This is a genomic window from Methanospirillum sp. (genome assembly GCF_035406105.1).
Lineage (GTDB): Archaea > Halobacteriota > Methanomicrobia > Methanomicrobiales > Methanospirillaceae > Methanospirillum.
Map to the genome: position 1 here is coordinate 1 of NZ_DAONKG010000045.1, position 13,650 is coordinate 13,650.

General features: G+C 44.7%; 12 protein-coding genes, 2 tRNA genes and 1 pseudogene. 8 read left to right on the plus strand and 7 right to left on the minus strand.

What is annotated here, in order from left to right:
• The 3 genes from PLA23_RS04255 to cas1 all read left to right on the plus strand — a co-directional run.
• On the plus strand, positions 1-758 hold a 758-nt coding region (locus PLA23_RS04255; protein WP_324474148.1), incomplete at its 5' end, for a phosphoglycerate kinase.
• 62 nt (positions 759-820) lie between these two features.
• The gene (locus tag PLA23_RS04260; protein ID WP_324474149.1) at positions 821-1,738 is read left to right on the plus strand and encodes a VOC family protein; all 918 of its coding nucleotides are present in this window, start codon (positions 821-823) and stop codon (positions 1,736-1,738) included.
• Positions 1,739-1,764: 26 nt separating this feature from the next.
• Positions 1,765-2,697: a CRISPR-associated endonuclease Cas1 gene (gene cas1 / locus PLA23_RS04265; RefSeq protein ID WP_324474151.1), complete on the plus strand. Its 933-nt coding sequence runs from the start codon at positions 1,765-1,767 to the stop codon at positions 2,695-2,697.
• 186 nt (positions 2,698-2,883) lie between these two features.
• Here cas1 and glmM read toward each other — a convergent pair whose 3' ends face one another.
• Together glmM and PLA23_RS04275 are read right to left on the minus strand one after the other, a co-directional pair.
• Positions 2,884-4,248 carry a phosphoglucosamine mutase gene (glmM, locus tag PLA23_RS04270; RefSeq protein ID WP_324474152.1) on the minus strand — a complete coding sequence of 455 codons (1,365 nt, stop codon included), beginning with the start codon at positions 4,246-4,248 and terminating at the stop codon, positions 2,884-2,886.
• The gene (locus tag PLA23_RS04275) at positions 4,235-4,843 is read right to left on the minus strand and encodes a DUF5806 family protein (protein WP_324328606.1); all 609 of its coding nucleotides are present in this window, start codon (positions 4,841-4,843) and stop codon (positions 4,235-4,237) included. The genes glmM and PLA23_RS04275 overlap by 14 nt, the downstream gene beginning before the upstream one ends.
• A gap of 110 nt (positions 4,844-4,953) precedes the next feature.
• Here PLA23_RS04275 and PLA23_RS04280 point away from each other — a divergent pair.
• A tRNA-Asp gene (locus tag PLA23_RS04280) sits at positions 4,954-5,026 on the plus strand.
• Positions 5,027-5,028: 2 nt separating this feature from the next.
• On the opposite strand, the gene PLA23_RS04285 is transcribed toward PLA23_RS04280, so the two are convergent.
• Positions 5,029-7,935 carry a PAS domain S-box protein gene (locus tag PLA23_RS04285; protein ID WP_324328582.1) on the minus strand — a complete coding sequence of 969 codons (2,907 nt, stop codon included), beginning with the start codon at positions 7,933-7,935 and terminating at the stop codon, positions 5,029-5,031.
• A 53-nt stretch (positions 7,936-7,988) separates the two neighbouring features.
• A complete protein-coding gene (locus tag PLA23_RS04290; RefSeq protein ID WP_324328580.1) occupies positions 7,989-8,735 on the minus strand; it encodes an ATP-binding response regulator in 747 nt (248 codons plus the stop codon).
• 166 nt (positions 8,736-8,901) lie between these two features.
• Here PLA23_RS04290 and xerA point away from each other — a divergent pair, with 166 nt between their 5' ends.
• The 4 genes from xerA to glgP all read left to right on the plus strand — a co-directional run bounded on the left by xerA (position 8,902) and on the right by glgP (position 12,662).
• Positions 8,902-9,864, plus strand: coding sequence for a site-specific tyrosine recombinase/integron integrase (gene xerA / locus PLA23_RS04295; protein WP_324328578.1), 963 nt, complete (start codon positions 8,902-8,904; stop codon positions 9,862-9,864).
• Positions 9,861-10,205, plus strand: a complete 345-nt coding sequence (locus PLA23_RS04300; protein ID WP_324328577.1) for a hypothetical protein — start codon at positions 9,861-9,863, stop codon at positions 10,203-10,205. The genes xerA and PLA23_RS04300 overlap by 4 nt, the downstream gene beginning before the upstream one ends.
• A 68-nt stretch (positions 10,206-10,273) precedes the next feature.
• Positions 10,274-10,346: transfer RNA gene (locus PLA23_RS04305), tRNA-Gln, on the plus strand.
• A 126-nt stretch (positions 10,347-10,472) separates the two neighbouring features.
• Positions 10,473-12,662 carry an alpha-glucan family phosphorylase gene (gene glgP / locus PLA23_RS04310; protein WP_324474154.1) on the plus strand — a complete coding sequence of 730 codons (2,190 nt, stop codon included), beginning with the start codon at positions 10,473-10,475 and terminating at the stop codon, positions 12,660-12,662.
• A 2-nt stretch (positions 12,663-12,664) separates the two neighbouring features.
• On the opposite strand, the gene PLA23_RS04315 is transcribed toward glgP, so the two are convergent.
• The 3 genes and pseudogenes from PLA23_RS04315 to PLA23_RS04325 all read right to left on the minus strand — a co-directional run.
• Complete coding sequence (locus PLA23_RS04315) at positions 12,665-13,033, minus strand: helix-turn-helix transcriptional regulator (protein WP_324474156.1); 369 nt, start codon at positions 13,031-13,033, stop codon at positions 12,665-12,667.
• Between the two features lie 8 nt (positions 13,034-13,041).
• On the minus strand, positions 13,042-13,281 hold the full coding sequence (locus tag PLA23_RS04320) for an LSM domain-containing protein (RefSeq protein WP_324332006.1): 240 nt from the start codon (positions 13,279-13,281) through the stop codon (positions 13,042-13,044).
• A gap of 60 nt (positions 13,282-13,341) precedes the next feature.
• A pseudogene (locus tag PLA23_RS04325) lies at positions 13,342-13,650 on the minus strand (class 1 fructose-bisphosphatase); the annotation flags it as partial.

Here is a 13,650-nt window from a genome sequence, read left to right on the forward strand (position 1 = left end):
CAGCACATCGATCCCAGCCAACCATTGTGGGCCTGCCGGAAGTACTTCCTGCGATAGCCGGGCTTCTTATGGAACGGGAGGTTGAAAACCTCTCACGGGTATTTCATGGTGCTCCCCGCCCGGTGACATTTATTCTTGGCGGGACAAAGGTTGATGACTCAATTGATGTAGCAAGACATGTTCTCACAAATGGCATTGCCGATTATGTGCTTGCTGTCGGTGTAGTCGCAAATATATTCCTTGCTGCAAAAGGATATGCCATAGGAAAACCCTCGATGGACCTGATTGAGCAACTCGGATACACCAGCCAGATTGAGATTGCACGAGATATCTTATCCAGGTTCAATGATAAAATCATAGTTCCTGAACACGTTGCCATAAAAAAGGAGGGAAGCAGGGTTGAGATGCATGTACGTGATATCCCCGTGGATTGTCCGATTCTTGATGTAGGATCTGAGGGACTTATCCCATGCCTTGATGTTATCAGAAGATCAAAGACCGTTGTATTAAATGGTCCCGCTGGTCTGTTTGAAGAGGCAGATTACTCGTTCGGGACCTATGAGATAATTAAAGCCGCAGCTGAAGCTGAATTTTCTGTGGTAGGCGGGGGACATACTGCTGCAGTCATCGAAAAAATGGGATATGATACCAGGTTTACTCATATATCCACCGGTGGTGGTGCATGCATCGAATTTTTAACAGGCAAGAAACTGCCGGCCATTGCAGCCCTTGAAAAAAGTAGGGAGCGGTTTGCTTAACCCGGATCTAAAAAGGCAATCGTAATTTCCTGCTGATGACCTTTGAGAAATATTCTGGATCCATGAATAATTCAAACAGTACCATCAATCATATCGCATTGTATGTAACAAATCTGGAGCGAAGTATCCAGTTCTATCAGGAGATATTGCATATGCAGGTCTATGGACCGGTTCATCTTGGGTCACGATCTGCCAGTGGGAGACTTATTGGAAAAGTTGCCGGTGGGCAAAGTCCCTTAAAGGGCATTATAGGCAGTATCTCATCACGGGCACTTCAGGATCAATATACCGATGTCGCTCTTCTCTCCTCGTCGGGGGCAGCCTATGATATTCTCCTTATCCAGAAACGGTACCCTGAAACGAACGTGACCAGATCGGTTGATGGATGTACCATATTCGGTTTTTCCTGCTTCCTGTCATCTACGGTTGATCCTGAAATCCTGGGCTGGGATCTTCACCAGGCTGAAGCTGATTTTGTCTGGGGAGACCCCGGATTTGACGGAACAATATATACCAATGACTGCCCAAATCATTCCTTATACATCCGTGAACCAGATGGCCGTATGATCGAATTACTTATGCAAACCGATACCAATCAGCCATCTTCTTTTATCACCGGTCTTTCGTCCATTACTCTGCATACAACCTATCCGGATGTAAGTAAAAAGTTTTATCAGGAAAAACTGCGGCTGGCGGTTGAGTATGACTCTGCTGCATCCGTAACCGGAAAACGGTTTATCCGGCTGAAGAATGCAGAAGGAAAAAGATGTATTCTTCTGCTTGGTCAGACAAAACCGGATGGAAATCCTGTGAAAGCAGGCGGGTATGGGCTTGATCATTTCGCTCTTACCGGATACCCGCGTTCAGGGGAGAAAAAAACCGATGCGACTGATATCTGTATGGATCCGGAAAGACTGGCAGAGCAAACCGGCTCATCATATATGAAAGACCCTGACGGTTACTGGATTGAGTGCATGTAACGGTGTGTCCGGTTTTAAGGAGATCTATGTCACTATTTTGGAAAGTTGTGGGCGGATATGGAGCTCATATAAAATCAAACAGGACAGAATTAATCATTCAGCATAAAGGTACCGTATCAGAGATACCAATTAAGGATCTTACGCATTTTCTTCTCATTGGAGGTCATACAATACAGACAGCAACCATCACATATCTCATAAAAGAAGGGGTTTTTATCTCATTTTGTGAATCAGATGGAGAACCGATTGGGTATATATCCCCCTATGATTATTCATCCTACAGCGAGATCCAGCATCTGCAAAAGACGGCAGCTCCCTATTCATATGCTCTGACCTTTGCAACAGAATCAGTCAAATCCCGTATTCTTGCTATTGAAAAATATGCGGAAGAGAGTGAAGCAGATATTCTTTTCTCCGGCGAACTTGAGATCCTGTCAGATTATTCACGAGAACTTGGGAATATGGTTCTCATTGAAGAACTTCGGAGAATTGAGCAGCTGGTCAGGGATATGTACTATGAGATCCTGGCAAGACTTATTAGTCCGGTATATCAGTTTAAACGAAGAACCAGTCGCCCATACCTGGATCCCGTAAATGCTATCTTCTCATTTGGATACGGGATGCTCTCATCAGCCTGTACCCGTTCCATTGTCGGTGGCCATCTCGACCCTGGACATGGATATTTAAGCAGGGGGAATCAGGCTCTTGTGCAGGATCTCATTAATTGCTGGAAACCGGAAATGATAGATAAGCATGTGATAACCTTTCTCAGATCAGGAAAACTATTACAAAGCGGGTATGAAAGAACGAAGGACCGCTGTCTCCTGCATGATGATGTGATTGCAGAATTAATTCAGATGTTCAAAGAAACCATAGATCAAAATCTTATTGATTCTCAAATAGAATTGCTCATTCAATCCTTATATGGGAAAGAGCAATTTTCAATTATGAAACTTTAGCCAGGATTACCACTTTTTTTAATTCCTCATCGTGAGGGATCAGGAGATCCATGTTTTACCAAAGTATCGTTTTTATTTAATATATTTTGTACTATTAACACACATCTAATATATAGCATCATATGATTTATTATATAAGGGTTGCGTTTTACAATAACGCAAAAAAATATGAGTTAAGAAAAAAAATCAGATGAAGGTAGAAATGCAGGATAGTATTTCCTGTTCAAAATCTTTCGCTATTTTGTCATCTGTTGATTCTACATATAATCTGACGAGAGGTTCTGTCCCAGACGGACGGATCAGTGCCCATGCATCTTTTCGATCGATTCTAATTCCATCCACCTGATTTAGTGTATCATGCGCAAATTTCTCCCTCACTGCTGCAAGAATCTCATCAGCTTTATCGGTATGGAATTTATGCTTCAGCATAACCGAGGGGGGAAGACCATCAACCAATGAAGAGAGAGGCTGCTTCTTTTTAGCCAGAAGAAGAACCATCATTGCTGCTGTCATACCTCCATCCCGGCAGAACTGATGATCCGGATAAATAAGACCCCCATTTCCTTCTCCTCCAAAGACAACGGGCTTTCCTTCAGCCAAAAGCGACCGCATCCGCCTGGCTACATAGATGCTGCCAACTGCGGTATAATCAACCGTGCACCCATAGGGGGAAATAACCGTCTCGATGAGGCGTGATGTGCTGACCGGAGTGACTACAATACCTTTCTTTTGAGAGCAGATAAAATCGGCAATCAGAGCAAATTCTTTATTTTCTTCAACAAAACGACCCTTATCATCAATAAACACTGCACGATCCGCATCTCCGTCATGAGCTACTCCGAATGCTGCACCAGTTGATACCACCATCTCAGCGAGTGGTGCCAGACCTTCAACGGAGGGTTCAGGTTCACGAGCAGGGAAATTGCCATCCGGATATGCATTTAAAGTAAATACCTTACACCCGATTGAGCGGAGTATTTCAGCAGTTGTCCGGTACGCCGCACCACAGCCGGGGTCAATTACAACGGTGATTCCGTCACCAATTTTTTCAGGCACTTTTCTGACCACACCTGCAATATATTTTGAGACCAAATCTCCTTCCGGAATTACAACGCCCACATCTTTCCATTCTTTCAGGTCAAAATTATATGAAAAAACACGCTCTTCTATCTCAATGGATGCTTCATCGTCCATCTCGGTCCCGTCTTTTTCAATAACCTTGACTCCGTTATATGCACCCGGGTTATGCGATGCGGTGATCACCACACCGGCATCATACCGGTTCATGACAATATACTGAAGGGCAGGAGTTGGAAGGATACCACAATCAACAACATCACATCCTGTCGCCATAAGTCCTGCTTTCATTGCATGAATCAAGGCAGGTCCGGAAGTCCTGGTGTCCATTCCGACTGCAATGGTGCCCGGCCTCATAGAGCCAACCGCCATTCCGATCTTCATGACCAGTTCAGGAGTGATAAGTTCCCCAACGATACCACGAACGCCGTTTGTTCCAAATAATTGCTTTTTCTTCTTCTCAGTCATATCCATCTTCTTGTGTTCCTGACTGAATGCCAGACTCTGCTACCGGTTCAGGCTCAGATTCCTTTTTCTTACGTTTTTCCTGCTTTTCCTTCAGCTGATCCTCACGAATCTTCAGGAGACGTGATGACGCCAGCGCAACATGACGCATTACCTCAGTTACCCGATCTTCCACTTCAATCTCATCATCAACATCTATGGAAGTGCTCTCTATCTCCATGAGAAAACGGGCAACCTCACTCACCTCAAACAATAAATCATCAAGTTCTTCAGGTGTATAAAACCCGCACATTGCCCCGTACAGAAAAGTCGCACCAGCCTTACTCACTTTTTTCTTAAATGAACTTCGTGCCTGGTTGACTGCCTGAGGTGTATATGTCCCAGTCATGAAAGGAACCAGTTCCGGGAGGTTTTTTCCGATGTATGTCATTTCAGCGCCTGAAGAGGTCTGAAAATCAGCACATAGCCGGGATATCGCCCATTCCCGGGCTGTAATAAATGTTCTCTTTCTAAGGAACTGGTTTACCTGATGATATGATGCGCCGTCAACCTTCCTGAACTTGTGATACTTGGTAGGATCCCGTGAACGGAATGGTGTTGCCATCATTGTACCTTTAGATGTGCTATACAGATAATTCCACGGAAAGGCTGTGGATGAGATATCCATCAGATTTTTTATACTGGAAAGACAACATGTATAGGGGTTGTCCCAAAGCCCAGATAGTGTAGTGGCCTATCATGTCGGCCTGTCACGCCGACGACTCGGATTCGAATTCCGATCTGGGCGTTCTATTCATTCTTGTTTTCTTCAGCATATCCGCCTGACGGTACCCGTATCTCAAATCGTGCGCCTTTTCCATATACACCGGTTTCGATGATGCCAATTCCTGTAATCGACAGTATTTCCCGGACAAGAAAGAGACCAAGACCGGTATTACTTCCATAGCCACGCTCAAATATCCTCTCCTTGAGATTACCCGGAACACCTTGACCATCATCTTCACATACAATACAGGCCGCACTTTCATCAAGATGCCATGAAAACCGTATTCTTGACAGGTTTGGTCCTCCATGACGGATTGCATTGTCAATCAGATTATAAAATACTCGTTCCAGCAGAGGATCTGCATAAATATAAAGACCAGATAGATGATTTTCAACCGTAATCCGATCAGGAATGCCGATTTCTGATGCTTTTTGAACCAGATAACCGGCATCCTTCCATTCAGGAGACTGAATGCCAAGATTCTGGTACATTCTCGTAAATTCTATCTGGTCATGAATCAGTCTCGTGGCATTATCCAGTATCTTTACAATTTCTGCCGTCTCCGGATCATCTCTGGCTTCTTTGAGGAGGGGCAGGAGGCCAAGAATGACCGTCACCCGGTTTCTGATATCATGTCTCGTGATACTTGAGAGAAGGTTTAATTTTTCATTTGTTCGCATAAGGGCTTTTTCAGCCATAATACGGGCGGTGATATCACGCATACTCTGAATGGCACCGATGATGTTTCCCTTTGAATCATAAATCGGACCTGCCATGGAGGAGAAATATTTCCCTCCTTTTCCCATTTGGGGAAATGATTCATCAGTAAACAACGAATCCCCTGATCTGCTTACATTAGGAAACATCTGAATTATGGTTCCTTCCTTATCGAGCACTGCATTCAGAAGCATCGGCCTCTTCTCACCATAGAAAGGTATTGCATACTCGTACCGTCCCCTTCCAATAATCTTCTCTTCCGGAATTCCGGTCAGTTGTTCCATGGCCTGGTTCCAGAAGATCACCCATCCATCCTTATCGATCACAAAGGTTGCATCAGGGAGACGGGAAATGACATCACGAAGTTGCCTCGCAGACTCCCGAAGAGACTCACTCTCAAGAAGTGCCTTCCATGCCAGCCGTTGTTCCGTGATATCCTGAACATTCAGAACCCATACCACATTCTGAGCAGATGAACCGGACAGTATCGTCAGATCATGAAGGGCCGGGAAGAGCGTATTATCTGATCTGATATGATCAAGCTCAAACGTGGCATGACCGGAATGCAGGGCAGTTTCCAGATATTGGAGAAAATTTTTTTTCGGGGAGGCATTTACGACAATAAATGGACTTTTTCCGATAAATACTGCAGGATCTGCTCCATGCATCCGTGAATATGCGGCATTGACATAATCAACAACCGGCCCTGTACCGGTCACAATACCAGTGCTGGTATGTTCTACGATTTCTGCAAGTTTGCGAAGTGATGTCTCAATCTCTTTTCGTTCAGATATGTCAATGGCAAAACCACGAAGACCAATAACTCTGGATTCCTGCCAGATTGGGGTTGCATACACGACAACCGGAAAAATCTCTCCATTTCGTTTCATCCCGGTAAACTCATATCCAGTAATTGATCTCCCCTGTCTAATCTCTTCCAGGGCAGATTGGAATTCGGAGTGGTTACTGGGATGTAAAAAGGTAAGGATATGAAGGCCTCTGCTCGCTTCTTCGGTGCTATACCCGGTAATATTTTTCCCCATCTGGTTTATGAATGAGATATTGCCATCCAAATCTGATTCAAAAACAAACTCAGGAAGCAGATCGGCAAGTTCCCGGTATTTTCTCTCACTCTCAATAAGCAGCCGGTTATGCTCTTCAAGTTCCATTCGAGACCGGTTTAATTCAGAAAAGATCGGATGTATCTCTTGTGCCAAGGTAGAAAACTCATCATTCCCATTCAGAAGGGGAGCCTGCATTTCTGTTCGTTCAGTATTCCGCCTCTTGATATTTTCAATAAGGGTTCGTAACCGGATGAGAACAAGCCGGTCAATAATGAGCAATGACACCCCAATAACAACAAGGCCCAGGATCATGAGAATTATTATATAGATGACTATGGTCTCAGTCCCCTGCCTGATGATGTCCCTCGGCAATCTCACGGTAAATTTTAAAAATCCCTTGGAATCTATTGTCGGAAGATAGGTTGTTGCGGTAATATTCATATCCGACTCAGGAGTGACGATGATATCAGAATCCGTACTATCCCGGATATGGGAAGCGACTTTTTCCAGGGGTATACTCATAACCGGAGTGATTGAAAGATGAAGACCAGATATGCCAGAGAGGGTCTGGATTGTAGAATTATCAAGATATTTTACAAAAATCAGTGTTCCAACCGATGGGCCCTGATAGGTACTGGTTATGATGGGTTGAGAGGTTATAATGGCCGGGTCGTCCTGGAGAAGAATATAACCAGATTTCCCATCCAGTATCGATTCAAATGTGAAGAATCCAGGTATGGCTGATACCTGTGAAACCACAAGATCTGATACAGATTCCATATGCCCTGCAGTGGTGTTTATCTGTGTCGCATACTTCAGAGAGTTATCTTTCCGAAAAAATATCAGAATATCTATGCCAAGATTATATATTGACGCATAATTGAGGTTTTTTATGATATAATTTTCATTTTTATCCTGAACAAAGAGATATGTTTCATCCCATCGTGACCAATCCCCGGTCAGGGAGTAGATCTGATCTTTTTCATTCGAAAGGACCTTAAGCCCATTTATCACATTCTGTCTTGCATTATCTTCCTCAAACCTGGAGTAACTTTCAGTCAGAAGGGTAAATGAAAAGAGGATAATGAGAGCGATTCCCCCAAGAAGGGTCAGTCCGATTATCAGGAATGTTTTCGCCCGGAGATCCATTTGTTCCTCCTTCGGATCATTCCCCCTTCCGGGGCCATGGAACTGATGCCAGGTTACGATGGCTGCGTGATCGTAATAAATGAACCGGAATATGTACCAAACATATTCATAATCGGCCGGGCAGTTATTATATATTGTCTTTCTTCCTGAGGCTCACCTGCACACAGCCGCATATCACATTCTTCAGCGGATGTGAAAAAGGCAGCAGAAATGTCAAGGTCAGGACTCAATACCCTGAGTGCCTCACGGATATCCCTGAGGAAGAGTGCTGATCCCCTCTCTCCAATACATTCTTCAGCAGCCTGGTTCATCCAGATAATTGCATGATCCGCATTCGTAATCAGAACCGGATGAGATGAATCAGATATCTGTACCCACATCGACGGGGAAAGTCCCCCCTTTTTTCCCTCTGTTGTCTGACGGATTTTGTCACAGAGGTTGATACTGACCCTGATTGTGCTATAGAGAAGATTTGGGTTGACCGGTTTTATGAGAAAACCAAATGGCATCGAACCCATGGCTTTTTCAAAGATTTTCTTCTCATCATGGCCGGTCACAAAGATCACGGGTATCGAGAAGATATTGAAGAGTTGTGCCGCAGCCTCAATTCCTGACATTGCTCCGGGCAGGTCAATATCCATCAGGACAACATCAGGTTTTTCTGCGGCAACCTGCTCGATGACCTGTTCGCCTGAGTTCACCGGAGTATGAATCGTAAAGCCACCTTCGCGTAGGATAGTCAATAAGACCCGTACAATTATCTCATCATCCTCTACAATCAGGACCGAATTTTCAGGCATATATCCAAGACCTCAGCGGTTGGTTGCCCCTGATGGCGGGCAGCACCTGTATGTAACCGATATCATAGTTGGAATAGTCGATATAAAGTAATTCCGAGATCCTGAATTTCGCAGAATAGGTATTCTACGAAATAATTAATATTTTAGAAATGAAGAATTCTTATAAGTGGAAAACGGATATTTTTCAGAATGGATTCCCCGGTTTATCCAATATCTGAAAATGAGGAATTATTCGGAGAAAACATTGCGGAGTTATGATCTCACTCTCCGAAGGTTTGGTCAGTACCTGTGGCTGACCAGATCATACCGGGGTGACCTTTCGAAAAAGTGGGATCATAAAGAGCTCCTCCGACTTGAGACAGATGTCCGGATCACTGCATCAGATATCTCCCGGTACCTCGAATTCATCTCCTCAAAGCGTCAGTATCACGCCACAACATACAACCGTATCCTCTCATCCCTCTCATCCTTTTACCGGTTCCTTCTCATGCAGGGGGTGATTGATGCAAATCCGGTCCCCCGTGTCGATCGTCCGAAGGTAAAAGAGAAGGAACTGAAATATCTTAAACACAGTCAGGTCATGCGTCTGCTCCAGAGTATTCAGGACGAACGGGACCGGCTCATGATCAGGATTATATATGCCACCGGGGTCCGGGTCTCAGAACTCTGCACCATGAATGTCGAGGATGTTGACTTTGATGACCAGATGATCCGGGTCCTGGGGAAAGGGGGGAAAGTCAGGATGGTCTTTGTTGATGAGGAGACCCTTGAGGAGATCGCACGTCTTATCGGGAACCGACTCTCCGGACCGCTCTTCCCCGGTCAGGGAGGGAATCATATATCTCCAAGAACCGTCCAGCTTATCTTTAAAAAATACGCTCCACCAGGAATTACCCCACACAAAATCAGGCACAGCTATGCAAGTGAACTCTATCGGAGATCACGCAACCTCCGGGTCGTGCAGGAGAACCTGGGGCATGCATCCATAAAGACAACTGAAGTGTACCTGCATACCGATGTTGATGAACGCCGCCAAGTGTACCGTGAGTTTTTCCCGCTCGCAAATCTGAATCGAAGACAGATACAACAATCAGGTGTTCAGAATAATTATCAGAGAGAAGAACCATGAAAACGATATTAACAACAGATGGAAAGTGGCTGCAGGTTGATCCAAAGACTGATCCTTGGATCTTTAAGACTCCACACTCAAACGTCAGGACATCACTTGATTACCGTCAGGGGGAAGACCTTCATATTCGTACTCTTCCTGACGGAACCAGGTATTATTATCTCATCACCTGGACTGACTGGCAGCGCGAATCAAAGGAGGCATTCAGAACCCTCTCTGAAGAGGAGGTAAAGGATTTTCTTGTCCATAAAGCGCAATCAGCAGGAAAAATCGGACTTGACCCTGATATCACCGATCGGATTGAGAAATATTTTCCTGGTCTTCTGAAACAACGCAGATGAAGAACGCGGGAATTTCTATATTCTCGAAGTACGAATATGTAAAGGCAAGGTCAATCCTGCATTTCATCACTCCCGTAGTGTAGAGGTCAATCATATCGGATTTTGGTTCCGATGACGACGGTTCGAATCCGTCCGGGAGTATCTTTTTTAGTACTCCTGTTTTTCATACGTGGATGTTCTTTCGAATGATACCTTCCATTTGGGCATCCATTAACTATATACGATATATGAAGATAATCACCTATCAGCAAGAGTGCAGGACAAATTATGATAGGCATTCGATGGATAGATTTCGATCATATACCTGACCGTCTTTCAGGACTAATTGATCTCTCATATAATCTCTGGTCCTCATGGCACCCTGAAGCATGGCTCCTTTTTAAAAACCTGAACCGGCAGGGATGGAAAGAATCCATCCATAATCCGGTCAGGATGCTACAGGAGCTTCCCCCTGAATTACTTGAAGCAGCGGCATCCAATGTTGAATATACCAATCACTATGATGCGGTCATTGCCAAATTTCAGCGATATATGCTGGCAAAGAACCAATGGTTTGATGAGTATTACCCTGAGCACCAGCATCATAAGATTGCATACTTTTCTGCTGAATATGGACTTCAGCATTCACTCCCCCTTTATGCCGGAGGACTTGGATTTCTTGCAGGAGACCACCTTAAGGAGTGCAGTGACATCGGAATTCCTCTTGTCGCAATCGGGTTTATGTACTCTGATGGGTATTTACACCAGCGTATCAGAAACGACGGGTGGCAGGAGGATGTCGAAGAGAAACTGGACCGGGATAATGCACCGGTGAAACGGGTCCTTGGCAGAGACGGGAACCAGTTGATCCTTCAGGTTCCCTTTATTGCACCCCAGATTCATTTTGCTCTCTGGAGAGTTGATATCGGCCGCGTCATTCTGTACCTTATTGATACGGAAATTGAACAAAATCCACCACATCTTCGAAATATTAGCAGCCGACTGTACAGCAGTATCAATGAAATGCGACTTTTGCAGGAGATCGTCCTTGGTATTGGCGGGACTCATGCCCTGAAATCACTGGGAGTAAAATATACAGCTATCCATCTGAATGAGGGCCATGCTGCCTTTGCCCTTATCGAACGGTACCGTCAGAAGATAGAAGATGGACTCACCCCTGAAGAAGCATTAAAACATGTATATAATACCACGCTTTTCACCACCCATACCCCGGTCCCGGCAGGACATGACAAATTCCCTCATTGGATGATTGACAAGTACTTCAATGCATATTATGCCGGCATGCATATGTCCAGGGATGATTTCCTGAAAAAGGGGCAGCATATTGAAGACCCGCCAGATACCTTTAACATGGCTGCATTCTGCCTGCGAATGGCTGCGTACGCAAACGGGGTCAGTGAAAAACATGGAGAGGTTGCTCGGCGGATGTGGCATTTCCTCTGGCCTGAACGAAAACTTGATGAAGTTCCCATTGGTTCGGTTACCAATGGAGTTCATATACCCACCTGGATAAACCCCCGGCTTGTGTCTCTTATTAACCGATATATATCTCCCATCTGCCCGGACTGGTTTGACCATCATGACAAGGATTATGTCTGGGCACTTATTGATCGTGTTCCGGATGCAAAACTCTGGGAACTTCACTATGCACTCAAGATTAAACTAATCAACCGTATATTGCAGTTCAAACGCCGGGACTGGATGAAATATCAGGCTGACTGTGCGAACGTGGTTGCAGGTGGTGCCCTCATAGATCCCAATACCCTGACGATCGGGTTTGCACGCCGGTTTTCTACATACAAACGGGCAGATCTCATCTTCCAGGATCTTGACCGGCTGAAAAAGATTCTGAATAACCCCTGGAAACCGGTACAAATCATCTTTGCAGGAAAGGCACACCCGGCGGATGATGAAGGGAAACGGATACTTCAGCGTATTTACCAGTATGCACAACAACCCGAGTTTGGCGGACGGATTGCGTTTGTTGAGGATTACGGTGAACAGATTGCAAAATACCTGGTGCAGGGAGTTGACGTCTGGATGAATAACCCAATCCCTCCCCAGGAGGCGAGCGGGACAAGTGGAATGAAAGCGGCGGTGAATGGTGTTTTAAACTTCTCAATTGCTGATGGCTGGTGGATAGAAGGATATAATGGGAAAAACGGCTGGATATTTGGAAAGAACCATACAAACAATGATCGAAACTGGGAAGATGCTGCTGAAATGTACTCCCTGCTTGAAAATGAGATCGTCCCACTGTATTACGATACCGACCTTGATGGTATTCCCCATAAATGGGTTGCAATGATGAAAGAGTCTATTAAAAGCAACGCACCACGGTTTTCAGCCCGCCGGATGGTAAAAGAGTATATGCATAAATATTACATCTCCACACTATCCTGTGTGGAATGCAATACATTCAATGATGATGGTACCCCTGAGGGTATATCACAATAAAATTATTTTTCGGTTTTTTCTGAATTCGATGTTGATTCTTCTGCATCACTGATTGCCAGCTGGTACATCCAGTCAAGCAGATCAGTACATGTCTCAACATCACAATCCTCATCGCATGCAATACAAGGAATCAACTCCTGACCGGCAAGAAGACAATAGGGATCTGCCGGACCTTTCTTGGCGATTAATCTGAATGTCTTGATTCCTTCCTGCCGGTATTCAATACGCTCTACCCGGTTCGAGTCCAGGAGTTTTTTTACGATTCGTGAACATTTCCTGCTGTCAACCCCAAGGATCTTCCAGAGTTCACTTTGGAGTACACCTTCAGGTGAAGAGGCAATGATACGAAATGCATCCTCGTCCGCGGACATGGCCATCTTTAGGCTACCGGTGCGATAGACAAAATATTATTTCCCCGTATAACGAGAGTTCCAAGATTGCGACCCTTGTTCTTCCCTGTCATCTCAACGCTTTCTTCAAGATGCAGGTTCAGGTACTCATCCACTGCCACAAGCCGGCCCTGAAATGTCCTTCCTTCTTCCTCTTTCATTTCAACGGAGATCAGAGTATCAACAAGAGAATATACTTTCTTGATTGGGAGGACAATGCTGCTAACCATCTGCCTTATATAAGGCTTGCAGCCATATTAAAGATTCCTAATATTGATCTGATAAATTATTTATGAGATTTTATAAATCTCCCCAATCTTTTCAATAATGCCTTTACTTCCAATATAAATCGGGGTTTTCTGATGAGGTTTTTCAGGAATAATATCCAGAATATTTCTCTTTCCGTCAGTTATCCGGCCACCTGCCTGCGTGATGATATATCCGAGGGGGTTTGCCTCAAATAATAATCTGAGTTTTCCATTCGGACTCTTCAAAGTCCCCGGGTATGTATAGATTCCCCCATATACCAGAAGCTGATGACAATCTGCAACAAACGAACCTGAATATCGTATCTTAAATCCCTGTTGATCAAAGTATTC

What these genes read in the sequence shown, in the direction of transcription:
- PLA23_RS04260 (WP_324474149.1), top strand. Translation starts at nt 821, where the DNA reads ATGAATAATTCAAACAGTACCATCAATCATATCGCATTGTATGTAACA.
- cas1 (WP_324474151.1), top strand. Translation starts at nt 1,765, where the DNA reads ATGTCACTATTTTGGAAAGTTGTGGGCGGATATGGAGCTCATATAAAA.
- glmM (WP_324474152.1), bottom strand. Translation starts at nt 4,248, where the DNA reads ATGGATATGACTGAGAAGAAGAAAAAGCAATTATTTGGAACAAACGGC.
- PLA23_RS04275 (WP_324328606.1), bottom strand. Translation starts at nt 4,843, where the DNA reads ATGGCAACACCATTCCGTTCACGGGATCCTACCAAGTATCACAAGTTC.
- PLA23_RS04285 (WP_324328582.1), bottom strand. Translation starts at nt 7,935, where the DNA reads ATGGATCTCCGGGCGAAAACATTCCTGATAATCGGACTGACCCTTCTT.
- PLA23_RS04290 (WP_324328580.1), bottom strand. Translation starts at nt 8,735, where the DNA reads ATGCCTGAAAATTCGGTCCTGATTGTAGAGGATGATGAGATAATTGTA.
- PLA23_RS04300 (WP_324328577.1), top strand. Translation starts at nt 9,861, where the DNA reads ATGAAAACGATATTAACAACAGATGGAAAGTGGCTGCAGGTTGATCCA.
- glgP (WP_324474154.1), top strand. Translation starts at nt 10,473, where the DNA reads ATGATAGGCATTCGATGGATAGATTTCGATCATATACCTGACCGTCTT.
- PLA23_RS04315 (WP_324474156.1), bottom strand. Translation starts at nt 13,033, where the DNA reads ATGTCCGCGGACGAGGATGCATTTCGTATCATTGCCTCTTCACCTGAA.
- PLA23_RS04320 (WP_324332006.1), bottom strand. Translation starts at nt 13,281, where the DNA reads ATGGTTAGCAGCATTGTCCTCCCAATCAAGAAAGTATATTCTCTTGTT.